At 70.1% G+C, this 23,460-nt stretch carries 24 protein-coding genes and 2 pseudogenes; 11 read left to right on the top strand and 15 right to left on the bottom strand.

Annotation, left to right across the window (positions count from 1 at the left end; genetic code table 11):
- Positions 1 to 10: 10 nt before the first annotated feature.
- Entirely contained in the window at positions 11 to 1,243 is a 1,233-nt protein-coding gene (locus tag ABZX30_RS19875; protein WP_355935074.1) for an alpha/beta hydrolase-fold protein, read from the top strand.
- Between the two features lie 321 nt (positions 1,244 to 1,564).
- Here ABZX30_RS19875 and ABZX30_RS19870 read toward each other — a convergent pair whose 3' ends face one another.
- A complete protein-coding gene (locus ABZX30_RS19870; RefSeq protein WP_355935073.1) occupies positions 1,565 to 2,290 on the bottom strand; it encodes a TetR/AcrR family transcriptional regulator in 726 nt (241 codons plus the stop codon).
- A gap of 128 nt (positions 2,291 to 2,418) precedes the next feature.
- Here ABZX30_RS19870 and ABZX30_RS19865 point away from each other — a divergent pair, with 128 nt between their 5' ends.
- Positions 2,419 to 3,639: a saccharopine dehydrogenase C-terminal domain-containing protein gene (locus tag ABZX30_RS19865; RefSeq protein ID WP_355935072.1), complete on the top strand. Its 1,221-nt coding sequence runs from the start codon at positions 2,419 to 2,421 to the stop codon at positions 3,637 to 3,639.
- Between the two features lie 40 nt (positions 3,640 to 3,679).
- Here the strand turns inward: ABZX30_RS19865 and ABZX30_RS19860 are convergent.
- Positions 3,680 to 4,039, bottom strand: a pseudogene (locus tag ABZX30_RS19860) (ketopantoate reductase C-terminal domain-containing protein); the annotation flags it as partial.
- Positions 4,040 to 4,105: 66 nt separating this feature from the next.
- Here ABZX30_RS19860 and ABZX30_RS19855 point away from each other — a divergent pair.
- Positions 4,106 to 4,852 (top strand): alpha/beta fold hydrolase, encoded by a 747-nt coding sequence (locus ABZX30_RS19855; RefSeq protein WP_355935071.1) that lies wholly within the window; start codon positions 4,106 to 4,108, stop codon positions 4,850 to 4,852.
- On the opposite strand, the gene ABZX30_RS19850 is transcribed toward ABZX30_RS19855, so the two are convergent.
- Complete coding sequence (locus ABZX30_RS19850; protein WP_355935069.1) at positions 4,818 to 5,201, bottom strand: antibiotic biosynthesis monooxygenase; 384 nt, start codon at positions 5,199 to 5,201, stop codon at positions 4,818 to 4,820. The two genes, ABZX30_RS19855 and ABZX30_RS19850, sit on opposite strands and share 35 nt — an antisense overlap.
- A gap of 236 nt (positions 5,202 to 5,437) precedes the next feature.
- On the opposite strand from ABZX30_RS19850, the gene ABZX30_RS19845 reads away from it, so the two are divergent.
- Positions 5,438 to 6,706: an SGNH/GDSL hydrolase family protein gene (locus ABZX30_RS19845; protein ID WP_355935067.1), complete on the top strand. Its 1,269-nt coding sequence runs from the start codon at positions 5,438 to 5,440 to the stop codon at positions 6,704 to 6,706.
- A gap of 485 nt (positions 6,707 to 7,191) precedes the next feature.
- On the top strand, positions 7,192 to 7,983 hold the full coding sequence (locus tag ABZX30_RS19840; RefSeq protein WP_355935065.1) for a hypothetical protein: 792 nt from the start codon (positions 7,192 to 7,194) through the stop codon (positions 7,981 to 7,983).
- Between the two features lie 190 nt (positions 7,984 to 8,173).
- On the opposite strand, the pseudogene ABZX30_RS19835 reads toward ABZX30_RS19840, so the two are convergent.
- The 6 genes and pseudogenes from ABZX30_RS19835 to ABZX30_RS19810 form a co-directional block, all read right to left on the bottom strand.
- Positions 8,174 to 8,533: pseudogene (locus ABZX30_RS19835) on the bottom strand (hypothetical protein); the annotation flags it as partial.
- A gap of 2 nt (positions 8,534 to 8,535) precedes the next feature.
- Positions 8,536 to 9,462, bottom strand: coding sequence for an ABC transporter permease (locus ABZX30_RS19830; protein WP_355935064.1), 927 nt, complete (start codon positions 9,460 to 9,462; stop codon positions 8,536 to 8,538).
- Positions 9,449 to 10,246: an ABC transporter ATP-binding protein gene (locus ABZX30_RS19825; protein WP_355935063.1), complete on the bottom strand. Its 798-nt coding sequence runs from the start codon at positions 10,244 to 10,246 to the stop codon at positions 9,449 to 9,451. Before ABZX30_RS19825 ends, ABZX30_RS19830 begins: the two co-directional genes overlap by 14 nt.
- A gap of 39 nt (positions 10,247 to 10,285) precedes the next feature.
- Entirely contained in the window at positions 10,286 to 11,392 is a 1,107-nt protein-coding gene (locus tag ABZX30_RS19820; RefSeq protein ID WP_355935061.1) for an aliphatic sulfonate ABC transporter substrate-binding protein, read from the bottom strand.
- Positions 11,393 to 11,624: 232 nt separating this feature from the next.
- Positions 11,625 to 11,714 carry a putative leader peptide gene (locus tag ABZX30_RS19815; protein ID WP_355935107.1) on the bottom strand — a complete coding sequence of 30 codons (90 nt, stop codon included), beginning with the start codon at positions 11,712 to 11,714 and terminating at the stop codon, positions 11,625 to 11,627.
- A gap of 196 nt (positions 11,715 to 11,910) precedes the next feature.
- Positions 11,911 to 13,146, bottom strand: coding sequence for an acyl-CoA dehydrogenase family protein (locus ABZX30_RS19810; protein ID WP_355935060.1), 1,236 nt, complete (start codon positions 13,144 to 13,146; stop codon positions 11,911 to 11,913).
- A gap of 549 nt (positions 13,147 to 13,695) precedes the next feature.
- Between ABZX30_RS19810 and ABZX30_RS19805 the strand changes: the two genes are divergently transcribed.
- The 4 genes from ABZX30_RS19805 to ABZX30_RS19790 all read left to right on the top strand — a co-directional run bounded on the left by ABZX30_RS19805 (position 13,696) and on the right by ABZX30_RS19790 (position 16,637).
- The gene (locus ABZX30_RS19805; protein WP_355935059.1) at positions 13,696 to 13,830 is read left to right on the top strand and encodes a hypothetical protein; all 135 of its coding nucleotides are present in this window, start codon (positions 13,696 to 13,698) and stop codon (positions 13,828 to 13,830) included.
- Between the two features lie 397 nt (positions 13,831 to 14,227).
- Positions 14,228 to 15,256 carry an ABC transporter substrate-binding protein gene (locus ABZX30_RS19800; protein WP_355935058.1) on the top strand — a complete coding sequence of 343 codons (1,029 nt, stop codon included), beginning with the start codon at positions 14,228 to 14,230 and terminating at the stop codon, positions 15,254 to 15,256.
- An 87-nt stretch (positions 15,257 to 15,343) separates the two neighbouring features.
- Positions 15,344 to 16,126 carry a GNAT family N-acetyltransferase gene (locus ABZX30_RS19795; RefSeq protein ID WP_355935057.1) on the top strand — a complete coding sequence of 261 codons (783 nt, stop codon included), beginning with the start codon at positions 15,344 to 15,346 and terminating at the stop codon, positions 16,124 to 16,126.
- 139 nt (positions 16,127 to 16,265) lie between these two features.
- Positions 16,266 to 16,637 (top strand): peptidoglycan-binding domain-containing protein, encoded by a 372-nt coding sequence (locus ABZX30_RS19790; protein ID WP_355935056.1) that lies wholly within the window; start codon positions 16,266 to 16,268, stop codon positions 16,635 to 16,637.
- On the opposite strand, the gene ABZX30_RS19785 is transcribed toward ABZX30_RS19790, so the two are convergent.
- Positions 16,625 to 16,966, bottom strand: a complete 342-nt coding sequence (locus tag ABZX30_RS19785; RefSeq protein WP_355935054.1) for a methyltransferase domain-containing protein — start codon at positions 16,964 to 16,966, stop codon at positions 16,625 to 16,627. The two genes, ABZX30_RS19790 and ABZX30_RS19785, sit on opposite strands and share 13 nt — an antisense overlap.
- Positions 16,967 to 17,174: 208 nt before the next feature.
- Between ABZX30_RS19785 and ABZX30_RS19780 the strand changes: the two genes are divergently transcribed.
- A complete protein-coding gene (locus tag ABZX30_RS19780; protein WP_355935052.1) occupies positions 17,175 to 17,330 on the top strand; it encodes a hypothetical protein in 156 nt (51 codons plus the stop codon).
- Positions 17,331 to 17,460: 130 nt separating this feature from the next.
- Positions 17,461 to 18,045 carry a TerD family protein gene (locus tag ABZX30_RS19775; protein WP_355935050.1) on the top strand — a complete coding sequence of 195 codons (585 nt, stop codon included), beginning with the start codon at positions 17,461 to 17,463 and terminating at the stop codon, positions 18,043 to 18,045.
- Between the two features lie 164 nt (positions 18,046 to 18,209).
- Here the strand turns inward: ABZX30_RS19775 and ABZX30_RS19770 are convergent, their stop codons facing one another.
- The 5 genes from ABZX30_RS19770 to ABZX30_RS19750 form a co-directional block, all read right to left on the bottom strand.
- Positions 18,210 to 19,217, bottom strand: coding sequence for a zinc-dependent alcohol dehydrogenase family protein (locus tag ABZX30_RS19770; protein WP_355935048.1), 1,008 nt, complete (start codon positions 19,215 to 19,217; stop codon positions 18,210 to 18,212).
- Between the two features lie 149 nt (positions 19,218 to 19,366).
- Positions 19,367 to 19,714: an ArsR family transcriptional regulator gene (locus ABZX30_RS19765; protein ID WP_355935047.1), complete on the bottom strand. Its 348-nt coding sequence runs from the start codon at positions 19,712 to 19,714 to the stop codon at positions 19,367 to 19,369.
- A 236-nt stretch (positions 19,715 to 19,950) separates the two neighbouring features.
- Positions 19,951 to 21,015, bottom strand: a complete 1,065-nt coding sequence (locus tag ABZX30_RS19760) for a cellulase family glycosylhydrolase (protein WP_355935046.1) — start codon at positions 21,013 to 21,015, stop codon at positions 19,951 to 19,953.
- Between the two features lie 731 nt (positions 21,016 to 21,746).
- Positions 21,747 to 22,319, bottom strand: a complete 573-nt coding sequence (locus ABZX30_RS19755) for a substrate-binding domain-containing protein (protein WP_355935105.1) — start codon at positions 22,317 to 22,319, stop codon at positions 21,747 to 21,749.
- Positions 22,320 to 22,515: 196 nt separating this feature from the next.
- Positions 22,516 to 23,451, bottom strand: a complete 936-nt coding sequence (locus ABZX30_RS19750; protein WP_355935044.1) for a LysR family transcriptional regulator — start codon at positions 23,449 to 23,451, stop codon at positions 22,516 to 22,518.
- Positions 23,452 to 23,460: the final 9 nt, after the last annotated feature.

The following is a 23,460-nucleotide window of genomic DNA, read 5'->3' as shown; positions in this document are numbered from 1 at the left end:
ATCGAGTGGCATGGGTTTGACCAGCGAAGCAACCGTGTACGCCATGGCGGCCCTGTCTGCCGCCTGTGTGGCTCTGCTGGTCTGGTTGTGGCCACGGCTCGCCCGGCAGGGGTGGCGGCAGGTACTCGGACGGCTGGCGGCCATCGGGGTGACCCAGGTGGCGATCATCGCGGCCTTCGCGTGCTGGCTGAACTCGTCGTACCAGTTCTTCGGCTCGTGGGGCGAGCTCTTCGGCGACACGGAAACCACTCCCGTCGGGGTGACGCAGGCGTCCCTCGGCAACGGCACGGGGCGCGGTGGCCCGGCGGGGGCGTTGATACAGCCGGGCACCGACGAGCAGTTGCACCGGGTCAGCGGGCTGCCCGCCGGTCCTGCCGCGGTGAACGGCCGGGTGGAGTCCGTGAAGGTCATCGGCCGCCGCACGGGTGTGGTCGACCCCGCGTTCGTCTACCTGCCACCGCAGTACTTCCAGAAGGCGTACGCCAGGCAGCGTTTCCCGGTGATCGTGACCCTCAGCGGATATCCCGGCAGCATCTTCAATCTCGCCGAGCACCTGCGGGTGTCCCAGACCGCCGGACAACTCCAGAAGAGCGGTCAGATGCAGCCGACGGTCATGGTGATGATCCGGCCGACCATCGCCCCGCCGCGCGACACCGAGTGCGTGGACGTGCCGGGCGGACCGCAGGCCGAGACCTTCCTGGCCAAGGACCTCCCGGAGGCCCTGAAGTCCGTGTACCGGGTGGGTCACGACGCCAGTGCCTGGGGCGTCATGGGCTACTCCTCCGGCGGCAGTTGCGCCATGCAGCTGACGATGCGCAACCCCGGCGTGTACACGACCGCCGGCGCCCTGTCCCCGGACTACGAGGTCAAGGACGACCCCACGACCGGCAACCTCTTCGGCAGCGGGCCGAGTCGCGTCGACCGGGTCCATGAACACGATCTGATGTGGCGGCTGAAGCACCTGCCCGCACCGCAGGTCTCGGTCCTGGTCGCCGAGAGCAAGCACGGCGAGCGTGGCTACCCGCGGACGCTGGCCTTCATCGACGCCGTCAAGGCCCCCATGCGTGTCACCTCCGTCCAGCCCGACCAGGGCAGTCACAACTTCCCGACGTGGGTACGGGAGATGCCCGCCGCCCTGAAGTGGATGGGCCGGCAGCTGACCTTCCCCCAGGACGTGGTGCCCCGGCACCACCCCCGGCCGAGGACGTCGCCCGGACCTGTCGCCGCCGGCCGGCGTTCTTGAGATCCAGGACCGGACCGGCGGCGGCCGGACCTGGGACAAGGCCCTTTCCGGCGCCGGGAAACCCGGGTGTGCCGTGGTTCGGGATCCGCTACCGTCCTTGCCGTGCGGGTGCGCAGGCTGCGGCTACTTCGCCTCTCGAGCGGGTGACGCGGGTTCGAATCCCGCCGCCGGTGCCACGCCGGCGTCGTCCAGCGGCCCAGGACGCCCACAGTCCGCCGCCGACTCAGAACTCCGCACACCAAAGGCATGAGCCGTCCGCCGCGGGAAGCCGTGGCGGACGGCACGCGCCGGGCACCGCACGCGTCGGCCGGACGGCGCACTTCAGCCGGCGGCAGGCCGCGCTCCCGTGACTGTCTCCAGCCGCCCGGCCGCACCGTCCAGGAGCAGCTCCAGGGCCGTCGGGTAGGCGCTGGTGAGCATGCGGGTGGTCAGGAGGGGAGCCGCCTCGGCGATGCGGGGGTGGGTCGTCGGGGGCAGGCGGCCGTAGGTCGAGCTCCACCTGTCGTCGTCGGCGCGCTGGGAAGCGCTCGGCAGGGCGAGGGACGCGGAGTCGAGGGCGGCGAAGGCCAGCGTCTGGTCGATGAAGGCGTGGTAGATGCGAACGGTGTCCGTCAGCGGGAAGCCGGCGCCGCGCAGCACGTCCAGCACGGCCTCGTCGGCGGCCAGTTCGTGCGGGCGACCGGTGACACGGTTGGCGGTCAGCAGGGCAGCCTGCGGGTGTGCCACGTACGCGGCGTGGATGCGCAGGCCTATGTCCCGCACATCCGCGCGCCAGTTCCCCGTCGGCTCCCAGCCCAGCAGCGCCTGACCGATGAGCGCGTCGCCGATGGCCAGCGTCAGGTCGTCCATACCGCGGAAGTACCGGTACAGCGTGCTCGCGTCGCAGTCCAGGGCCAGCCCGAGGCGGCGCGCGGTGAGCCCGGCGCTCCCGTGTTCGCGCAGCATGCGCAGGGCGGCTTCGACGATCAGCCGCTCGGAGAGCACGGTACCGCTCTTGGTCGGACGGCGCCGCCGCCGCTTCTCCTCCGGCACGACCTCTTTGGGCACGGCCGCCTCCTTCCCGGAGCCCCTTATGCCAACGCGATTGACCTTACACCGGCCCGCACCGTTGTATCGCTGTCAAGGCGCACCCGTCCTCGACCTCGTCCACGTTCGACCGAGAAGGAGATTCCGTCATGCGTGTACTGCTCGTGGGAGCCGGTGGTGTGGGCACCGCCGTCGCCCGGATCGCGGCCAGGCGGCCGTTTTTCGACCTGATGGTGGTCGCCGACCGCGACCTCGGCCGGGCCGAGGCGGCGGTCACGGCCCTCGGTGCCGACGGCGCCCGCTTCCGTGCCGAGTGTGTGGACGCGGGCGACGAGGCGGCGGTGGTCGCCCTGCTGGCACGCCACCGGTGCGACGTCCTGCTCAACGCCACCGACCCACGCTTCGTCATGCCTCTGTTCCGAGGCGCGCACACGGCCGGCGCCGCATATCTCGACATGGCGATGTCGCTGTCGCGGCCCCATCCCGAGCGTCCGCTCGAGGAGTGCGGCGTCAAGCTGGGTGACGAACAGTTCGCCCTGGCCGCCGAGTGGGAGAAGACGGGCGGGCTGGCCCTCGTCGGCATGGGCGTGGAGCCCGGCCTCTCCGACGTGTTCGCCCGGTACGCCGCCGACGAGCTCTTCGACGAGATCACGGAGATCGGCGTCCGTGACGGCGCGAACCTCACGGTCGACGGCTACGACTTCGCCCCGTCCTTCAGTATCTGGACCACCATCGAGGAGTGCCTGAACCCGCCGGTCGTGTACGAGGCCGGCCGCGGCTGGTTCACCACCGCACCGTTCAGCGAACCGGAGGTGTTCGACTTTCCCGAGGGCATCGGGCCGGTCGAGTGCGTGAACGTGGAGCACGAGGAAGTGCTGCTGATCCCCCGCTGGGTCGACGCGCGGCGTGTCACCTTCAAGTACGGGCTGGGAACGGAGTTCATCGAGACGCTGAAGACACTGCACAAGCTGGGGCTGGACGGCACCTCCCCGGTGACCGTGCCCGGCGCCGGGGGACCCGTCGTGGTCTCGCCGCGGGACGTCGTCGCCGCGTGCCTGCCCGATCCGGCGACGCTGGGGCGGCGCATGCACGGCAAGACCTGCGCGGGAACCTGGGTGCGCGGCACCAGGGACGGCGCGCCACGTGAGGTGTACCTCTACCACGTGGTGGACAACCAGTGGTCCATGGACGAGTACGGCTGCCAGGCGGTGGTGTGGCAGACGGCGGTCAACCCGGTCGTCGCCCTGGAGCTCCTGGCCACCGGTGCCTGGACAGGCTCGGGCGTCCTCGGCCCCGAAGCGTTCCCGGCACGCCCGTTCCTCGACCTGCTGACCGCATACGGCTCACCGTGGGGCATGCGCGAGCAGTGACACCCGTCGGGCCCGGGGCGCGAGGCTCGGGGCTCGGGGCTCAGCTCGACCGGGGCGCCGGGTCGCCGACGGCGCGTATCTCCCGTACCAGTCGGGCTGTCACCGGTACGGGCACGCCGTGGCGGTCGGCAGCGCGCAGCAACGCCCCTCCGATGGCGTCGAGTTCCAGTGGCCTGCCCGCCTCCGCGTCGCGCTGCATGGAGGACTTCGCTTCGGGCGGGAAGGCGTCGTACCGGGCCAGGGCTTGAGCGGGATCGGCGGGGGCACCGCAGGCGCGGCTCACCGTGGCGGTTTCGGCGACCAGGCTTTCCAGCTCCTCGCGGTGGCGGGTACGGGCCTTTCCGAGGGGGAGCCCGTACCGGGTGGTGAGCAGGGCGAAGGGCGCGAGGAAGGCCATTTTCCCCACAGGGCCGCGGAACCGCCATGTCCGTGCCTCCGCGTCCCGAAGAGGAAGATCATTCCCATCATGTCAACATTCCTGCTGGTTCACGGAGCTTGGCACAGCGGGCGGTGCTGGGAGCGGGTGGTCCCGCTGCTGGAGTCGGCCGGGCATCGTGTGTTCACGCCGTCGCTGACCGGCTACGGCGACAAGACACACCTGCTCGGTCCCGAGGTCGGGCTCGACACGCACGTCGAGGACGTCGTCAAACTGATCCACGAGGAGGACCTCGCCGAGGTGGTGATCGTGGGTCACAGCTACGCGGGACTGGTCGTCTCCTGCGTGGCCAACGAGGTCCCGGAACGGATCGCACACCTGGTGTACCTGGATGCGATGGTCCCGGAGCACGGCGAGACCGCCGTCGACGTCCAGCCCATGACCCAGCACCTGATCGACCTGGCCGCGAAGTCCAGCAGTCCCTGGCGCGTTCCACCGCTGCCCGAAATGCCCGCGCCCCTCGGTCTGTTCGGGGTCACCGACCCGGCGGACGTCGCGTGGCTGCGTGCCATGCTCTCCGACCAGCCGGTGCGCTGCCTGCGGCAACCGGTCCGGCTGGACAATCCGGCAGCGGACCTGATTCCGCGTACGCACATCCACTGCGTCGGCGTGGTGCCGGAAGGGATCACGCGACGGCCCGTCCCCGCGGTACAGCCCAACGGATCTCCGGCACAGGTGTGGGAACTGCCGACCGGGCACGACTGCATGATCACCATGCCGGCAGAGCTGAGCGGACTGCTGCTCAGACTCGACCCTCGGCGTCGTCCGGCCGCGTGAACCCGTGGCTCCGCTCCACTTTCGCCACGTGCAGCGTGTAGCTCTGGTACCACTCGGCCTGCCCGCGCTGCTGCGCCGCGCGGTGCTCGGCGTCGCGCCGCCACTGCGTGAGGGCGTCGGCGTCGCGGAAGTACCCGACGGTGATGGACAGTCCGCCAGGTGTCTGCGCGTGGTCCATCCCCAGGAACCCGGGTACGTCCTTCACCAGGTCTTCCACGCGCGCGCTGGTCTCGCGGTAGCCGCTCTGGTCCTGGGTCCGCACCGCTGTGAAGACACTCACGTAGTAGGGGGGTTCAAAGGCTTCGACGGGTGCGACGGGCGCGGCGGACGCTTCTGAGTGGTTGCTCATGGCGTCACCGTAGAGCGGGACGCGTCCAGCGATCCAGTGCCTTTCCGCATCCGACTGTTCCTCACTTGTAGGACCAATCGCGGCCGTAGAGTTCGCGAAACCTTTACAGAGGTGTGACTTTGCCGGTATAACCCCCGCAGAGGTAGAACCAATTGCTCGACGTCGGCCGCCAAGGGCGGTCAACAGGCCCTACCAGTTCCCCGCACCACCTCACCCCCACACCTTGAGGAGAATTCGTGCGCCTGCTGGCTTCTTCCCCGGCCACCGGCGGTTCCGGCCGCCCGCGGCGGTCCGGCCGCAAGACGTTGACCCGCGCGGCCACCGCGATGTCGGTGTTCCTGGCCGCCGCGGTCCTCTCGCTGTCGTCGTCACCCCTCACGCCCGCCGCCGCGGCCACCCGGACCCAGGTCGCGGCGTGGAGCACCGGCCTCAACCAGGGCGGGCCGGGGTTCTCCGACCAGACGATCCGCGAAGTGGTGCACCTGTCCTCCGGCGGCTCGACGGTGCGGCTGCAACTGTCCAACCTGAGGGGCACGTCGACGCTCACCGTCGGCCACGTGGACGTCGCCGTCCAGTCCAGTGGGGGAGTGCCCGTCGCGGGCACCCATCATCGCGTGACCTTCGGCGGATCCACCGGGGTCACCCTCGCCGTCGGTGCGGAGCAGGTCAGCGACGAGGTCGCGCTGAGCACCAGCGCCGATGAGAACCTGCTCGTCAGCATCTACGTCTCGAACACCATCGACACGTCGAGCTGGCACCCCAACGCCCAGGCGACCACATGGATATCGTCCTCCGGCGATCACGCCGCCGACGACACGGTCGCCTCGTATCCGACGCACACGTACGCCTCCTACCTCCTCGGCGGTCTGTGGGTGAACTCGGCCACGGCCGCGGGCACGCTGGTCGCCCTCGGGGACTCGATCACCGACGGCGTCAAATCCTCCGTCAACGCCGACCGGCGCTACCCGGACGACTTGGCCCGCCGCCTCGCGGCCGTCAGCGGCGGCCCTCACCTGAGCGTCGCCAACGTCGGCATCGGAGGCAACCGGGTCCTGGCCGACGGCAGCGCCAACTCCGGACTCAGCGCACTCCACCGCTTCGCCCACGACGCCCTGGCCCAGCCGAACGTGAAGACCGTCCTCCTGCTGGAGGGGATCAACGACATCACCTACAACAGCGCTTCGGCCTCGTCGATCACCTCCGGCTACCAGACGCTGATCACGCAAGCGCACGCCGCGGGCGTCAGGGTCGTGGCCGCGACGGTGATGCCGTTCAACGGCATGTCGGGCTACACCGCGGCACGGGAGACCATCCGGCAGCAGGTGAACACCTGGATCCGGACCTCCGGCGCGTTCGACGCCGTGCTCGACTTCGACCTGGCGGTCCGCAACCCCGCCGACGCCACCACCTTGCTCCCGGCCTACGACAGCGGTGACCACATCCACCCCAACGACGCCGGCTACCAGGCGATGGCCGACGCCGTGACGCTCTCCGCCCTGGGATGAGCCGCGAGACCGGCCGCGCACGGTGACGATCTCGTTGCCGCAGTCCCCGGACTGCGGCAACGACCGCGTGCGACACGCACCCACCGGCCGGGGCATCGGGCCCGGCCACCAGACGGGACGCGGGCCTCGGCCCGGTACCGGGGACGCCGTCGTACGCGAGGAGCGGCCGGTGCCGGTGCTCACCGGAGAGCTTCGTCCCCGGTTCCCCGCTCGGCCGGTCTCGCCACCGGTCATGGCCTCCGACGTCACCCGCGAGACAACCCCCCCGCGTCAGCGTCGTTCTCGAACACACCCCCGCCGACCACACACGCGCGCAGCGCACCTTCGACAAACCGGAGCCACCCGCGGACGTGACCGACGCCTTCCGAGGCCCGTGCCGGACGGCGGGCAACCACGACCGGCCTCTGCGTGTCTAGCCAGCGTCACGCGTCATGAGGCCTCGCCGTGCGCGACGGGCGAGCCCTCCGATCTCGAAGGGGCATGCCATGCGTATCCGCCCGACCGTCGCCGCGGTGTTCCTTGCCACCGCCCTGTCCGCGTCCGTGATTCCGGCAGCCGCCCACGCGGCGGACCGGGCCGCCGCCGGCGACACGACGTTCTCGGACGTCGTCGTCAACGGCGGCAAGGACATCGTGCTCGGCCTGAGCACCAAGAAGACGGTCACCATCAGGTGGACAGCCACGGACCAGGACGGCGTCGCCGCTTCCTGGGCCTATCTGTGGCACGGTCCCCACACCGATGACGCCGATGGCATCCTGCCGGCCTACCCGCCGGCGGGCACCTGCACGGTGTCGTCCGCCGACCCCACCACCTCCGTCTGCCAGGTCGGCTTCGGCGTGGACGCCGCACGGGACTTCGACGACAACGGCCTCGCCGGCACCTGGAAGGTGCTCGCCGAGGCACAGGACGCAGGCGACGACTGGACCGACGTCGACGTGGCCGCTACGGCACGCTTCAAGCGGTACGCCAAAGTGACGGTGAACGCTTCGCCCGAGCCGGTGAAGAAGGGGAGGACGATCACGGTCACGGGCAAGCTGACCCGCGCGGACTGGAGGAGCGGCACCTACACCGGGTATCGAGGACAGGCGGTACAACTGCAGTTCCGCACGAAGGGCAGCAGCACCTACTCCACCCTCGAGACCGTCACCAGCGGCAGCGGCGGCTCCCTGAAAGCCACCACCAAGGCCAAGAGGGACGGCTACTTCCGCTTCGTCTTCGCCGGCACGGGCACCACTGGCCCGGCCACCGCGGCCGGCGACTTCGTGGACGTCAAGTGAGTGCGGGGCAGGTCGCGGCGGGGTGCCGCGCTTTCGCTGAGCGACCGCCCGTGCGGGGCCGTCCGAGTGCAAGCAGCAGCCGCCATGAGGAACACGGATGAACGTGTGACGCGGATTCGCGAGGCGCGCCGCCGACTCGCGCAGGAGGGGCCACCGCGGACGCGAGACCACGAGAGGGACTTCGAGACCGTCACGGTACCCGGACGGCACGGCGATCAGCTGCGCGATCTGCTGGTCTCCGAGGGGGCCGAGAAGGTCGTCGAGATCGGTCGATCAGCATGCGGGTGTACTCGTGCCGCGGCTGGTGGAGGACCGAGCGGGTGGGCCCCTGCTCGACCACCTCGCAATGGCGCATGACCAGCGCCTCGTCGCACCACTGGGCGACCAGGGCGAGGTCGTGGGAGACCAGCACCAGGGCGAGCCCGGTGCGCTCGCGCAGGTCGGCGAGGAGATCGAGGATCTCTGCCTGGACGGTGACGTCGAGGGCGGTGGTGGCCTCGTCGGCGATGAGGATCAGCGGGTCTGCGGCGACCGCGGCCGCGATCCGCTCGTTCAGCGGGTCACCAGCAGTCCCCGGTTGCGCAGCACCCGCCGCTCAAGCGGGCTGAAGATCAGCAGATCGATGGCGATCCCGACGAGCAGGATCAGGAGGATGGCCAGGAACACCTGCGACATGCTGCTGTTGTTGCGCCCGTTCTCCAGCAACTGACCGAGGCCGACGCCCAGATCGGGTGAGGAGGCGATGATCTCGGCGGCCATCAGCGAGCGCCAGGAGAAGGCCCAGCCCTGCTTCAGGCCGGCCAGATAGCCGGGGACCGCCGCGGGCATCACGATGTGCCAGGCTCCGCGCAGCCCGGTCGCGCCCAGGGTCTGCCCGGCGCGCAGGTACAGCGGCGGGGTCTGGTCGATGCCGGCGACGAGTCCGTTGGCGATGGAGGGGACCGCGCCGAGCAGGATCACGGCGTACATCATCGAGTCGTTCAGGCCCAGCCAGATGACGGCGGGCGGCACCCAGGCCACCGACGGCAGCGACTGCAGTCCGGACAGGATGGGGCCGGCGGCCGCCCGGACGAATCCCACCCGGGCGACCAGCAGTCCGAGCGGCGTACCGATGGCGAGCGCGAGCAGGAAGCCGAGCAGGCCGCGCGAGACGCTGGTCCAGATGTAGCCGAGCAGGGTGCCCTGGAGCCAGGCGTCGCGCACCTCGTCCCATACGGCCGAGGGCGCGGGCAGCTTGTAGTCGGGGGCGACCTCGGCCCAGACCAGCAACTGCCAGACCACCAGCACCAGTACGACCGCGATGAGGGGCGGCAGCACCTTGCGCACGAGAATCTCGCGCAGCGGCGCGGTACCGGCCTGCACCGAGTCCAGGGCGTCGAGCCCGGCCTCCACTCCCGCCAGGTCGTTCGGGGTACCGGGCTCCGCGGCTGTCGTCGAGCCGGGCTTCTCGGCGTCGACGCCGCTGTCAGTGCCGGCCATGGCGGCGGATCTCCCCACGCAGTTCTTCGGTGATCTCGACGGACAGCGCGGCGACCGCGCTGTCCTCGATGCGGCGCGGCTGCGGAATGCGGACCGTCCACTCCCGGGCGATCCGCCCCGGACGGGAGGACAGCAGCACGACACGCTGGGCCAGCCGTACCGCCTCGCGGACGTTGTGTGTCACGAACAGCACCGACACCCCGGTCTCCTGCCAGATGCGGGTCAGTTCGTCGTGCAGGACGTCACGGGTGATCGCGTCCAGCGCGGCGAACGGCTCGTCCATCAGCAGCAGCCGGCTGTCCTGGGCGAGCGCGCGGGCCAGCGCGACGCGCTGGCGCATGCCGCCCGACAGCTCGTGCACCCGCTTGCGGTAGGCGTCCTCCAGCCGTACGAGTCCCAGCAACCGTTCCGCTTCCTGCCGGCGCTCCGGCTTGGCGACCCCGCGCAGCTTCAGGGCGAGTTCGATGTTCTTGCCCGCGGGCAGCCACGGGAACAGGGCGTGCTCCTGGAACATCAGGGCGGGCCGGCCGTCGGTGTCGATGGAGCCGGCGGACGGCAGGTCCAGTCCCGCGACCAGGTTGAGCAGGGTGGACTTGCCGCACCCGGACGCCCCCAGGAGGGTGACGAACTCGCCCGGTGCGACATCGAGTGTGATGTCGTCGAGGACGAGCTGCTGTCCGCCGGGTGTGCCCGGCGCGGGGAAGGACTTCGAGACGTGCTCGATACGGGCGGCGTACGCCACCGCCGCGGTGTCCTCGGCCGTTCCGGCGATCGTGGTGGCCATGGGTGTCACCTCCTGGGAACTCATCGGGTCCGGTCGCCGCTACTCGGCGCCGAGACCGGCGTCGTCGACCTCGTCCTTGCCCTCGGCCTTGAGGACCTTGTCGAGCAGCGTGAGGTCGTAGATGCCCTTCAGATCGGGCTTGTCCAGGAGACCGGCCTTGACCGCGTGCTCCGCCTCGGTGTTGAGCGTGGAGGCCAGCGGATCGTCGAGGAAGGTGATCGACTTCCAGGCCGGGTCGAGGACGCCGGCGGGAAGCGCCTTGCCCGACAGCTTCTCCAGGGCCGTGTTGGCGACGGCCTTCGCCTTCTCCGGGTTGGCGTTGATCCACTCGTTGGTCTTCACCGAGCCGCGCAGCACGGCCTCGACCACGTCCGGGTGTGCCGTGAGGAACTTCTGCGACACGATGATGTTCGTGATCACGAATTTCTTGTCCGGCCACAGCGAGGACTCGTCGAGCAGTTCCTTCGCGCCCTCGGCGACCAGCTTGGACGCGGTCGGCTCCGGCACCCAGGCGCCGTCGATGGAGCCGGACTTGTAGGCGTCCGGGGTGATCTTGTTGTCCGTGCGGACGACGGAGACGTCGCCCTTGCCGCTCTGCGCGTCGACCTTCCAGCCCTGGTCGGCGATCCAGTTGAGGAAGGCGACGTCCTGCGTGTTGCCGAGCTGCGGGGTCGCGATCTTCTTGCCCTTGACGTCCGCCAGGGTCTTGATCTTCTTGGGGTTGACCACGAGCTTCACGCCGCCGGACGCCGAACCGCCGATGATGCGCAGGCTCTTGCCCTCGGACTTGGTGTAGCCGTTGATGGCGGGGGAGGGGCCGATCCAGCCGATGTCGATGGACCCGGCGTTGAGCGCCTCGATCTCCGAGGGTCCGGCGTTGAAGGTCGAGGTCTTGATCTCGGTTCCGCCGAGTTCCTTCTGGAACAGGCCCTGCTGGACGCCCACGAGAGCGGTGGCGTGCGTGAGGTTGGGGAAGTAGCCGATCTTCACCTCGTCGGCGGAGAGCTTCTTGGCGTCGGCCGCGACCTCGGTCTTCTTGCCGTCGTCGGTGGCGTTGGAACCGTAGCCGCAGGCGGTGAGCAGGAGGGGGAGGGCGGCTGTGACGGCGATGACGCGCAGGCTGGTGAGCGGTCTTGCGGCAGACACGGAGGTGTCCTCTCAGGGGGTGGGTCGGTTGGGTCGGACGGGCCGGTCGGGGAGAGACGAGAACGTGAGGCGACCGGTTGCAGGCGCGCACCGGCACTCCACTCCTCGGCCGTGGGTGGCGGGCAAGCCGTCGCGGGACGAGGAGCGGAACGTGGGCGTGCTCAGCCGAGGGTGCCCGCTCCGTCGAAGGGGACGGCGCGGCGGGGAGGCGACGCCGGATGCGCTGAGAGCGTCAGATTCCGCGGCGTCGGAGGGGGCGACAGATGGCGCTGCTCGTACGGCCGAGGTCGATGTGACGACGTGAGGTCAGCAGGGGCAGCATCCGGCTCGTACGGTCGAGCGTACGCATGGCCACCCCCTGGGCTGATCCCTAGTTTTCCTACCTGGCTGATAGGGATCGTGGCAGAAGGTGGCGCTCATCCCAAGGGGATGTTCGTATTATGGACGAGGCTCTCTCGGAATATGAGACGACGCAGGAAGAGCGGACTGCGCGGTGCGTACCGCGCATGGTCGGACGGTCAGACCGGCAGGCCGAACGGAGGGTGCGCACCGTTGAGGAAGTAGTCCCCGACGTCGCGGAGTCGGTGGGCGACGGGCTCGTACAGGGTGTGGGTCCGCGCATTGCGCCAGAAGCGGTCGAAGCCCAGCCGCGAGGAGGCGGAGCGGGCGCCGAGGATGTCGAAGACCCGTGTGGTGGATTCCTGCACGGCCCGGGAAGCGGCGGATTCGGCCATGGTCACGAGGACCGAGGTCTCCGCGTACTCGTCGTAGGTGAGGTCGTCGCCGCGGGCCAGTGCGCCGTGCACGGCTTCCAGGGCCTGCTCGGCGAGTGCGGACGCGGAGCGGGCGAGGACGGTGAGTTCGCCGTAGGCGGCCAGCACGTGCGGGTCCTGGGGAGAGCCGGCCGGCCAGCCGGGACGCAGGGGTGAGTGGCCGGCCCTGCTGTACTCACGGGCCTCGGCGAGCGCTCCCTCGGCCATGCCGAGAAGGAGCTGGACGGAGAGGAGTCGACCGACCGGGGAGGCGAGAGCCGTCAGGGGGGACAGGGCGTCCTCGTCCGCGGACAGGGAGCCGAGCGTGTCCTGGGCGGTGACCGGTACGGCGTCGAACTCCACGCTGCCGCCGGCCGCGAGACGCTGGCCGAAGGAGTCGGTGTCGCCGTCGATCCGCACGCCGGGACGGGCGGGATCGACGACGACGGCGAGGGGTTCGCCGGTGTCGGCCCGCTCGGCCCGCACGGCGAGCCAGTCGGCGACCAGGACACCCGTGGAATACGTGTGCCGACCGTCGAGCACATAGCCCCTGGCCTTCCTGGTCAGCGTCAGGGGAAGTTCCTGCCGGGCGAAACCACCACCCCAGCACCACTGCCCCGTCGCGGACGCCCGCCCGATCCGAGCGGCGCGCACGGGCTCGGTGAAGAACCTGGTGCTCCAGGACAGGAAGTAGTGGGAGCTGAGCAGCTGTGCGATCGCGCCGTCGGCAGCGGCGATCTCCCGGACGACGGCGTAGGCCGTGGGCCAGTCCGCGCCGCCTCCCCCGAACTCGCCCGGTACGAGGAGCGTCAGCAGTCCTGCCTCACGCAACCGGGACACCTCGTCCAACGGGAGCTTGCCCGCCTGCTCCCGGGCCACCGCGTCCGTGGCGAGGTCTTCCGCCGTCTCGCGCGCCACGCGCAGCCAGTGCGCACGGTCGGGCCCGGTCCGGTCGGATTCCGGGGCGGGGGCGGGGGCGGACGGCGCGGCGGCAACGCCCATGACGGTGGGTCTCCTCAACTTCGACGGCAAGGTGCGGTGCGGGGGTTCTCTTGCCGGCCGGGCACGTACTGGTGAGCCGCGTGCCTTACATGTGACACCAGGCGGCGCTGACGACGTGACCAAGGTCGACATGCCGACGACGAACGAGTCGTTGCTGCGTGTGGGCCATGTCCATCATCTTGTGCACCTGCTGGGCGGGGCGTCAAGGCTTTCCTAGTAAACCGATAGGAAAAGTAGGGAAGGTGATACGGGTGAGCTCACGGGACGTCGGCCGCGGCGCGCTCCGCCGTGGCCGGAGAGCAGGGCCGCGAGCCCGCGGAGTACGCGGGCCGGTGATTGCTGACGGTGCGTCCGCTCCGGCGGTCGCGTGGCGCGGACGCTGTCGGCTGCCGTCAACCGGCCGGGACCCATGGCCCCGTGCTGCCGTCCGGAAGGCCGATCAAGCGGTCTCACCTGGTGGTCGCTGTCGTTGACATTCGTTTCGGGACATGCATAACTTGCGGCGCAGCTCAAGGAGCCCCAGGGCCCGGCGAAATGATGGTGACAGCGATGTACGCAGCTGACGGGACGGCCGCATGGCGGCGCCTCGGCCGCGTCGCGCTGTGCGAGGACCGCTCCGTCGACCTGCTGCGCGTCAGCAGCGCCCTGTGTACGGCCGCGTGTCGCGCCGTCCGGCAAGGCTGACCGCTCTCTGAGTATCTGAGCGGCCACCGCTGCCGTCGCCCTCGGGGCAACGCACGGGTGCACAGGTGAATCTCCGGGCAGTGCTGTGCCTTCCGGCTCGACAGCGCCTGCCGAGGTGGTCCCACCCCCCACACTCCCGTCACGCCGGACCCGCCGACGTACCGGTTCGCGCGTCCGACGGTCCTCGACGGCTCGCTCATCAGCCTCGAAGCCACCCCGTACAGCGGCCTGCCCGCACGGCGTGGGACCCGAAACACGAGCGGACCGGGGATTTCCTCGGCCAGGTCCGCTGACTTCGCCGTCCGCTCCGCAAGACGACCCGCGGGACTCCTCCCCAAGCCGGATGCCCGCCGGCCCCCCCACACACACGCTCATCGCACAACCGACAAGGACACCCATGCGCACCACCCTCAGTCTCCGCAGCAGACTCCTCCGCGGCGTCACCGCGTCCGCCGCCGTCGCCTCCCTCGCCACAGGACTCGCCGCCTGCGGGGGCGACAGCGACGCCGTCACCAGGACCGACGGCGCGTCGGCCGGGACGGTCACCATCGGCGCACTTTCCAACGGCGCCGCCAAGGAGACCGAGCTCAAGGTGCCCGAAGTGAAGTCGATCAGCGCCGAGTTGCCCAAGGCGGTCGCCGAGAGCGGCAAGCTGGTCGTCGGTGTCGGCGCGCTGCCCGCCGGGTTCCCGCCGCTGGCGTACGTGGGCCAGGACCAGAAGACCCTCACCGGTGCCGAACCCGATCTCGGCCGGCTGGTGGCCGCGGTTCTCGGACTGAAGCCGGAGGTGAAGAACTCCACCTGGGAGAACCTCTTCGTGGGGATCGACAGCGGCAAGGTCGACGTGGCGTTCTCGAACGTCACCGACACCGAGGAGCGCAAGAAGAAGTACGAGTTCGCCTCCTACCGGCAGGACAACCTCGCCTTCGAGGTGCCCGAGAAGAGTACGTGGAACTTCGACGGCGACTACGAGAACCTGGCCGGCAGGACGGTCTCCGTGGACGCCGGCACCAACCAGGAGAAGATCCTGCTGGAATGGAAGGCCAAGCTGGCCAAGGAGGGCAAGAAGCTCACCGTCAAGTACTACCAGGACAGCAACAGCGTCTACCTGGCGCTGTCCAGCGGGAAGATCGACGCCTACTTCGGTCCCAACCCCGGCATCTCGTACCACATCACCCAGGTTGCCAAGACGCCCCACCCGACGCGCAACGCGGGCAAGTTCTCCGGTGCGGGAGCGACGCTCCAGGGTCTCATCGCGGCCACCGCGAAGAAGGACAGCGGACTGGCCGAACCGGTCGCGGACGCGATCAACTACCTGATCCGGAACGGCCAGTACGCCAAGTGGCTCGACGCCTGGAACCTCTCCAACGAGGCCGTCACCAAGTCCGAGATCAACCCGCCCGGGCTGCCGCTCGACAACTCCTGATCGCCGCACGTGCCAGGGACTCCGCCACGCACGGCGGAGTCCCGGCCGCGCCCCGTCGCTTCCGAGATACGGAGACTCCGCACCGCCATGTCCACCAGCGTCCACCCCACCCCCACCCCCGCCCCGAGCCCGACGCAACCGCACATCCTGGACAACGCCGCGTGGGCCGCGCTGACGGGTCCGCACGCCCATCTCGCCGAACGGGTCGGCCGGGCCGCCCGCTATCCCGCGGACGTCTCCCCGTTCACCGCCCTGGAGCACCCCGCCGATCCCCGCGCCTGGGACGACCTGGCCGCACTGGTGGGACCCGGCACCGTCACCCCGGTCACCGCGGTCGGGACCGTGCCCGGCGGCTGGGAGATCGAGAACAGCGGTGACGGGGTCCAGATGATCGACACCGCGCTGCACGCCGAACCGGATCCCGAAGCGGTACGGCTCGGCCCCGCCGACGTATCCGAGATCCTCGGCCTGATCGCCCTGACCCGGCCGGGACCCTTCCTGCCCCGTACCATCGAGCTCGGCACCTATCTCGGCATCCGCGACCGTGGGCGGCTGGTCGCCCTGGCCGGCGAACGCCTCCGCCCGCCGGGCTGGACCGAGATCAGCGCCGTATGCACCCACCCGGACCACCGCGGCCGTGGCCTGGCCACCCGGCTGGTGCGCGCGGTCGCGGCGGGCATCAGGGAACGCGGCGACACTCCCTTCCTCCACGCGGCCGCGAGCAACACCCACGCGATCCGGCTCTACGAGTCGATCGGGTTCACCCTGCGCCGCCGTACACGGTTCACGCTGGTCCGCACGCCGGCGCAGCGGGGAGAAACGCGGGGCCGGGACGGACGGGAAGCCGGCCGGCCGCAGTCAGAGGCATAGCCGCGCTGTCGTGCTCGCTGTTGTGCTCGCCCACGCACTTTCCATCGCTTCCGTCCCCGCCGGGACACGCCGACCACAATTCGCGGGTCTCACCGTCTGCGCGGGATCATGGGAACGTACCGCTTCCCAAGGAGCGAGCATGAGACGGAACCGACTGCTCACAGCGGCTGCGGCAGTGTGCGCGGCCGCAGGACTCGGCCTCACGGCCCCCCGCACCGCCACAGCCGCCCCCGCGTCGGCCGCCTGTTCCTACGTGGCGTCGCACCTCCGCCCGACGCTCACCTACGGCGACACGGGAGCGGCCGTCAGACAGGCCCAGTGCCTCAGCAACGCGTGGGGAGGCCAGCCACCCAAGCTCGCCACCGACGGGGTCTACGACTCCGTCATGCTGACGAAGATCAAGTGGATCCAGGTCTGCCACGGCCTGCCCCAAAGCGGAGTCATCGAGGGCCGCACCTGGCAGGTGCTCTACCACCCGGCCCTGGACTGCTACGTGTCCTATCCCGTCTGAGGCGGGCTGTCCCGGTGCCGCCGCGCCCTCGGGGGCGGCGGGGCCCGTGCCCTGTCACGGCGCGTCCGCGCCGCCTGCACGCAGGAGAGCCAGGGGCGCACATCGCCGTGCTCGCCCACCCCGAACCCGGCATCGCCGATCAGGTCCCCCAGCAGATCCACGCGGTGGTGAGCCATGGCGTGGCCGACCCCGCCGTGCACCAGACGGCGCCCCGGTCCGCTCTTCGGTGGCCGGAACTCCACGACCAGCAGTCGCCCACCCGGTCGCAGGACGCGGTGCATCTCGCGCAGCACCGCAGGACGCAGCTCCTCCGGCAGATGATGCAGCACGGTTCTGTGCCGTGGTCGAGGCGCCGGAGTTGGCCGGCCCCGGCACGGACGCGATCCTGGCGGCGATATCGGCCCAGCAGGAACTGCGGGAGCGGCTCGGTGTGGTGTTCGTCGCGGACCGGACGACGATGCGCGCCGACCATCACGCCTGCTCGCCGTCACCACCCTCACCAGGAAGGACTTCGACGACGACGAGGGGTACGCGGCCATGCTCGAGTACGGACGTGAATTCCGCACGGTGCCGAGTGCCGTCCACTCGATCCATGCCAACCTCGAACTGGCCAACATGGACTTCGAGGACTTCTCGGCGGGTGCGCACGAAGACCCGGACGGGGTCTACCGTTGCTTCTGGGCGGCCGGCTGATCCGGTCCAGCCGGCCTCGGCGACACCGACCGGGACAAGCGCACCCGCTGACCTGACCCGTTGGGCGCAGCGGCAGACGCTACCGGCAGACTTTCCCTGTCGTAGTCCCTTCACCAAGGATGAACCACGCATGATTACGCTCACCAAAGAAGACGGTCCCGCGGATCTGGACGGAGTGACCCATCTGTCGATCGGTGTGTCCTGGGATCCCACCGGGGGTGCCAGCGGCGGCATCATGGGGGTGCTCCGCCGCAAGGCCGGGACCGACCTGGACCTGATCGCCATCGCCATGCAAGGTGCGGACCCGGTGCGCCTGGCCGGTCTGGACTCCGTCGACCCGATGGGAAACGGCTCGCTCGTGCACAGCGGCGACAACCAGACCGGCCGGGGGGACGGGGACGACGAGACGGTGACCGTGGAGTTCGCCCGCATCCCGAGCAACATCACCTCCATCGTCTTCGTCGCTGCCGCCTTCAAGAAGGGCAGTTCCTTCCAGAAGGCGCGCAACATCAGCTTCAAGGTGTACGACGCGACCGGCGGAAGTTCCCAGCAGGTCGCTGACATCTGGCCCAGCCTGCTCACCCAGGACAACGGCTGCGCCGTGGCCAAGGCCGTACGAGCGGGCGACACCTGGAAGTTGGAAGTGATCAACGCGACCGGGAAGATCAAGCAGGGCGACGAGCACGCCTTGATGCGTTTCGCGATCAGCAAGTAGCGCACTGACCGCCCGTCGGGCCGATCGGAAGAGCACGCGGGACCCGGCGAAGCACCGGTGGGGGACTGTGCACTTCAGCTCGTTCCGGCACCGCGGCCCGCCGGGCCGGTCGCTCGACGATCCGGCCCGGACCGGCCCTTCCTCTTGCTCCGGCGCGGCCGGGTTCAGGAGGTGGTGTCGTCGTGGGTGACGGTGACGACGATCTTGCCGACCTGTCCGTTGGCCTCCATGTAGCGGTGGGCTTCGGCGATGTCGGCCAGATCGAAGGTCTTGTCGACGACCGGGGTGAAGGAACCCGAGGCGAGTCCGGCGTTGACGAACGCGACGGCGCGGCGCAGTCGCTCGGGGTCGGAGGTGATCTCGAAGAGGGTGTAGGTGCTGCTGTTCAGCGCGGGGAATGACTGGGCGTTGGGCAGCGGGGTGGTGCGCGGGTCGAGGGCGCCGTAGACGACCAGGTGTCCGCCGGGGGCGATGCCCTGTGCGATGGTTTCGACGCCGGGGCCGGCGATCGGGTCGAAGGCCAGACGGACGCCTTCGCCGCCGGTGATCTCCTCGATGCGCGCGGGCAGGTCCTCGTCGTCGGTGACGATGACGTCGGCCGCGCCGGCGTCCAGGAGCCGCTGCTTCTTGCCCGCGCCGCGGGTGGTGGCGATCGGGATCGCGCCGATGTGGCGGGCGATCTGGATGGCCGCGAGGCCGACACTGCTCGAGGCCGCGGTGATCAGGACGTGGTCGCCCGGACGCACCCGCCCGCTCTCGACGAGAGGGCCGTAGGCGGTGGTGTAGGCCATCCACACGGCCGCCGCGGTGGTGGCGTCCACGTTCGCGGGACGGGGGACGACGGCTGAGGCCGGCAGGACGACGCTCTCGCCGTAGGTGCCGTACTCGGTCTGCAGGAACGCCGGCACGACAGCCACCAGGTCGCCCTCGGCGAGGTCGGTGACACCCTCACCGGTCGCCTCGACGACGCCCGCGGCCTCGTAGCCCAGTGTGGAGGGGAAGACCGGCTGGTAGAAATAGGCACCTTCCCGGTACATGATCTCGGCCCGGTTCAGGCCGATCGCGTCGACCCGGATGCGCACCTCTCCCGCGCCCGGAGCGCGCGACTCGACATCGCGCAGGGTGAGGACCTCGGGCCCGCCGAGCCGGTCGAACTGTACGAGCTTTGCCATGGTGCACCAGTCCCAGGGAGTGGAGGGAGATCGAGAGGACACCGGACCGTCCCGGCGCACCATCCACCCTGCCCCAGACTTCGACCACGGTCAAATTACGATCCACATCAAAATATGTACCTGGTGTGTGCTGTCCGCCGGCAGGCGGCTCACGTCCCGTCGGCCGCCTCCGTGGCCAGGGCGGCCAGAACGGCCGACGGCAGGCCGGGGAACCGTTTCTCCAGTTCCTCGGTGCGCAGTGCGTTCATCTTCGTCGTCCCCACGTAGTACTGGCGGATCACACCCGCCTCGCGCAGCACGTTGAAGTGATGCGTCAGCGTCGACGGCGACACCGGCGCGACGAAGGCCCCGCAGCTCAGGTCCTCACCGGCGCCGGCCAGCTGGGCCACCACCGTCCGGCGCACCGGGTCCACCAGCGCCTCCAGTACCTGCTGCAGAGAGACCTGCGCCAGGTCGGGATGCGCCACTGTTCGAGGTGCGGTACGGGGGCGGGGCACGGTGACTCCTTGAGGCGGCGAACGGCGCGGTCACCCCATATTACGACCACCATCGAAGCAAGGACCGGACTTCACGCCCGGCCTGCCGGCCCGCTGCACTCCCGGGCGGCTCTGGCGGGTGCTCCGGACGTGCGGCAGGTGCATGGTCTTCGTCCTCCGAGGAGCTGTGCCCTGGCCATGCCGGTGTCCCCGGGGAGCGACGCCGGGCGCCGCTCCCCGGGGACACGGCGTACCCCTCAGCTTCCCGTCAGCCGGGCGCGCAGCCCGATCCCGTAGGCGGTCGGCGTGCCGTTGTAGTCGGAGATGAGCGACGGACCGGAGGAGCAGTCCCAGGTGTTCCAGGTCCAGCCGAGATAGCTGATGTTCTTGGCGTCCAGCCAGTTCATGAGCGTGTCGATGTACCCGTGGGCGCAGTCGTTCTCGCCGATCTCGCCGACGACCAGCGGGTAGGCGGCGGCCACCGGCGCGATCTGGGAGTCCCAGCAGCTCTGCGTGTTGCAGTAGTTGAAGTTGTACGAGTGCCAGGAGGCCACGAGGTTGTTCGCCGAATCGGACGGCACGTGGCTCAGCCACTGGGACAGGTCGTTGGAGTAGCTGATGCCGCCGACCATGACCGGGTTGGTGGCGCCGGTGGAGCGCACCGCGTTGACCAGGGTCTGCATCCCGGCCACCGTGTACGAGAAGCCGGTGCAGGACGATCCGCCGTTGCGCCAGCAGTTCCACGAGGCGTTGTAGTCGGACATGACGCTGTTCGGGAACGGCTCGTTGAACAGGTCGAAGATCACCGACTGGTCGCTCTTGAAGGTGCCGGCCACCGACTTCCAGAAGGCCGGGGCGTGATCGTTGTCGGGCATCGGCTTCTGGCAGTTGGCACCGTACGTCGAGCAGTTGGAGCCCGAGCCGGTGTACACGCCGTCGCTCCAGTGGAGCTCGAGGATCACACTCTGGCCGTAACTGCGCAGCAGTGAGACGTAGTTGGAGATGGCCGTACGGTAGTTGCTGCCGGAGTAGGCCGAGTTGACGCCGTTTATGCCGAGCCAGCAGTCCTCGTTGAGCGGGACGCGGACGACGTTGGTCTTCCACTTGGCGATGGCCTGGACGGAGGCGGCGTCGACGGGACCGTCGAAGATGCCCCTGTTCTGCACGCACATGAACTCGGCCCCGGACCGGTTGACCCCGCGCAGCCGCTGGGGCAGCGCCGCGGAGGCGTCCTGCGGGGCGAGCCCGACGAGGAGGAGCAGGGCGGCCAGGAAAGCGCCCAGGGCGAGGGATGGGGAGGGGCGTAATACTGAGCGGCTCATGGAGAACTCCTGGGATGGGGGGAGACCAGGCTGTGGCGAGCGGGCGGATCCCGTGCCGCGGTCACGTCGCCACAGGTCTGGGGGGAGAACGGCACCGTACGCCGGGCCGCCGAACCGCGTGGGTGCACGCCGTCGTGGTCCGGTGGACGGGGCCGTCATCGAGGTGCGCGGCCGAGTGGGTGCGGCGTCGCGCGCAGTGGCTGACGACCTCTCCGTGTCTCGGTGGGCGGTGAGGTCTGTGGTCGCGCTGGAAATGGAAGCACTGGACCGGTCAAGCGGTCAATGCCTCTGCTGCCCCTGGATCTGATGACGGATGCCGCTCTCGCCCCTGTGAGACGTGATCCGGTGCGGGAGACGGAACGGATGGTGTCCAGCGGATTGACTAAACCGTTTTAGTTGCGTTGTCTGTTCTCTGGGTCGCTCGTCATGTCATGCAATCGTCAGAATGGAGCGAACGTGCCGATCAGAGCCTCGCACCGGCCGGTCGCCGGGCTGACAGGATCACGTCGGGGAAGGGAACCGGAGCGAAGACGGGCCGGCGGCCCGGGCGAGGAGAACGTGCTCCGGCCTCGGTGAGAAACGGTAGACGTGGCAGCGGCAGCCGGGGTGTCGCCGAGACACGCTGCACGATCGAAACCCGCCGGACCGCCCCGGCTTCTTTCACCGCGACAGCCCTGGCCCAAGCAGGTCGTGCGCTCCTGCGTCCGCCCTCGAAAGACTTCGAGAGCCCCTCACTGAGTTGATTCCCGGACCACCACCTGGGCGCCGTGGTGACCTGCGGCCGGCGTGGTGGCCCCTTCCCCGGCCGAGGCGGCGGCTGCTTCCTCCGCCAGCGGGGCCACCAGCTCGCGGGCCAGGGCGCGCATGTCCACGCGGACGGAGGTGAGCCGGGGTGAGACGAGGGAGGCCAGGGGAATGTCGTCGACGCCTATGACGGCGAGCTCGGAGGGGACGGCGGTGCCGGTCTCGCGGGCGCCGGCCAGTACCGCCAGGGCGGTCTCGTCGTTGTACGCGCACACTCCGGTGCCGCCCGCGCCGGCCCACCCGGCAACCGCCTGGCCGGCCGCGCCGGATTCCATCGGCACCACCTGCTCGACGGGCTCTGGCAGTCCCGCCCGTGCGCAGCACTCCCGGACCCCCACCAGACGGGGCTCGTAGAAGGCGCGTAGCCGGTCGTCGGACGGCAGTGCGTAGCCGAGACGGGTGTGGCCCCGGCCGAGGAGGTACTCGGCCTGCTTCCGCCCGACGTCCTCCTGGGGGTTGCTGATCTCGCCGGCCCGGCGGCGGGAGCGGACCAGCCCCATCACTTCCACCCGGATGCCCTGCCGCCGCAACTGCTCATGGTGCTTGCCCGTCTGATCCTCGGGCCGTGGCGCCTTCGCCTCGATTTGTGGGCCACCGGGCGCGCCGAGCTGCCCGGACACCCCCGTCTCACCACATGGCGCTGGGACGGCACACCGCGGGCATAGCTCACGCGGCCGGGAGGTGTCCCCGCCGCCGTCAGGTCATGTGTCGCAGCAGTGCGGCGACCGCCGGTGGTGGCTCGCCGGGGGGTCGTACCACCATGATCTTCCAGTGCGGTGCGTGCCGGTCGAACCGGTATTGGGGCAGATCGGGGAAGCGCTCCGCGATGGACCTGGGCATGATGCAGACGCCCAGGTCGTTGCGGACCAGTTCGGCTGCCGCGCCGATGTCGTTCACCTCGAACGTCGTGCTGCGGTCGACCCCCGCTGCGCGGAAGGCCCGGTCGACCGCGTAGCGGATGGCCCAGCCGGGTGTGAAGTCGACCAGGGGCACCTGGGCGATGTCGGCGAGCCGGATCTCGCCGTGCGGTGTCGCTCCGGAGAGCACTCGCCGGGGTGCCGCCAGCAGCACCATGTCCTCCTGGGACAGCAGCCGGGTCGCGAGCCCGCGTTGCTGCTGGCGGTCCAGCGCCACCACGGCCAGATCCACCGTGCCCTCACGCAGCGCCTGCCGGATGTCGGCGACGGCCGCCTGCCGAAGCCGCACCACCACGCCCGGATGCTCCGCGCGCAGCGCGGCCAAGGCGTGGTGCAGTCCCGCCCACACCCCCTGCATCGTGCCGACCGTCACCCGGCCGCGCAGCTGCCCCCGTACGGCGTCGACGGCCTCCCGGGCCAGTTCGGCAGCCCGCAGCGTCGCGCGGGCGGCGGGGAGGAACGCCTCGCCGGCCGGGGTGAGGGCGACGCGGTGGGTGGTGCGGTCGAACAAGGGGGTGCCCAGCTCGCGTTCGAGGGCACGGACCGTGCTGGACACGGCGGACTGGACCACGTGCAGCCGCCGTGCCGCCGCCGTGAAACCGCCGGCTTCCGCCACCGAGACGACGACCTCCATCTGCCGCAGATCCATCATCCGCTCCCGGTCCGGCAACGCTCCGTCCAGTGCGGAGGCGACGGTCTTCGATCTTCGCTGCATCGTATCCGG

This window comes from Streptomyces sp. NPDC004542 (genome assembly GCF_040610035.1).
Taxonomy (GTDB): Bacteria; Actinomycetota; Actinomycetes; order Streptomycetales; family Streptomycetaceae; genus Streptomyces.
The sequence above is the reverse complement of the archived record's forward strand: the minus strand, read 5'-3'. Positions and strand labels throughout refer to the sequence as shown.

Coding starts and splice junctions, on each gene's coding strand:
- ABZX30_RS19810 (WP_355935060.1), bottom strand. CDS start 13,146: ATGGGCGTTGCCGCCGCGCCGTCCGCCCCCGCCCCCGCCCCGGAATCC.
- ABZX30_RS19755 (WP_355935105.1), bottom strand. CDS start 22,319: ATGGGGCTGGTCCGCTCCCGCCGCCGGGCCGGCGAGATCAGCAACCCC.
- ABZX30_RS19795 (WP_355935057.1), top strand. CDS start 15,344: ATGTCCACCAGCGTCCACCCCACCCCCACCCCCGCCCCGAGCCCGACG.
- ABZX30_RS19830 (WP_355935064.1), bottom strand. CDS start 9,462: ATGGCCGGCACTGACAGCGGCGTCGACGCCGAGAAGCCCGGCTCGACG.
- ABZX30_RS19840 (WP_355935065.1), top strand. CDS start 7,192: ATGCGTATCCGCCCGACCGTCGCCGCGGTGTTCCTTGCCACCGCCCTG.
- ABZX30_RS19770 (WP_355935048.1), bottom strand. CDS start 19,217: ATGGCAAAGCTCGTACAGTTCGACCGGCTCGGCGGGCCCGAGGTCCTC.
- ABZX30_RS19780 (WP_355935052.1), top strand. CDS start 17,175: ATGCTCGAGTACGGACGTGAATTCCGCACGGTGCCGAGTGCCGTCCAC.
- ABZX30_RS19760 (WP_355935046.1), bottom strand. CDS start 21,015: ATGAGCCGCTCAGTATTACGCCCCTCCCCATCCCTCGCCCTGGGCGCT.
- ABZX30_RS19805 (WP_355935059.1), top strand. CDS start 13,696: ATGTACGCAGCTGACGGGACGGCCGCATGGCGGCGCCTCGGCCGCGTC.
- ABZX30_RS19865 (WP_355935072.1), top strand. CDS start 2,419: ATGCGTGTACTGCTCGTGGGAGCCGGTGGTGTGGGCACCGCCGTCGCC.
- ABZX30_RS19790 (WP_355935056.1), top strand. CDS start 16,266: ATGAGACGGAACCGACTGCTCACAGCGGCTGCGGCAGTGTGCGCGGCC.
- ABZX30_RS19815 (WP_355935107.1), bottom strand. CDS start 11,714: ATGCTGCCCCTGCTGACCTCACGTCGTCACATCGACCTCGGCCGTACG.
- ABZX30_RS19855 (WP_355935071.1), top strand. CDS start 4,106: ATGTCAACATTCCTGCTGGTTCACGGAGCTTGGCACAGCGGGCGGTGC.
- ABZX30_RS19875 (WP_355935074.1), top strand. CDS start 11: ATGGGTTTGACCAGCGAAGCAACCGTGTACGCCATGGCGGCCCTGTCT.
- ABZX30_RS19825 (WP_355935063.1), bottom strand. CDS start 10,246: ATGGCCACCACGATCGCCGGAACGGCCGAGGACACCGCGGCGGTGGCG.
- ABZX30_RS19750 (WP_355935044.1), bottom strand. CDS start 23,451: ATGCAGCGAAGATCGAAGACCGTCGCCTCCGCACTGGACGGAGCGTTG.
- ABZX30_RS19775 (WP_355935050.1), top strand. CDS start 17,461: ATGATTACGCTCACCAAAGAAGACGGTCCCGCGGATCTGGACGGAGTG.
- ABZX30_RS19800 (WP_355935058.1), top strand. CDS start 14,228: ATGCGCACCACCCTCAGTCTCCGCAGCAGACTCCTCCGCGGCGTCACC.
- ABZX30_RS19850 (WP_355935069.1), bottom strand. CDS start 5,201: ATGAGCAACCACTCAGAAGCGTCCGCCGCGCCCGTCGCACCCGTCGAA.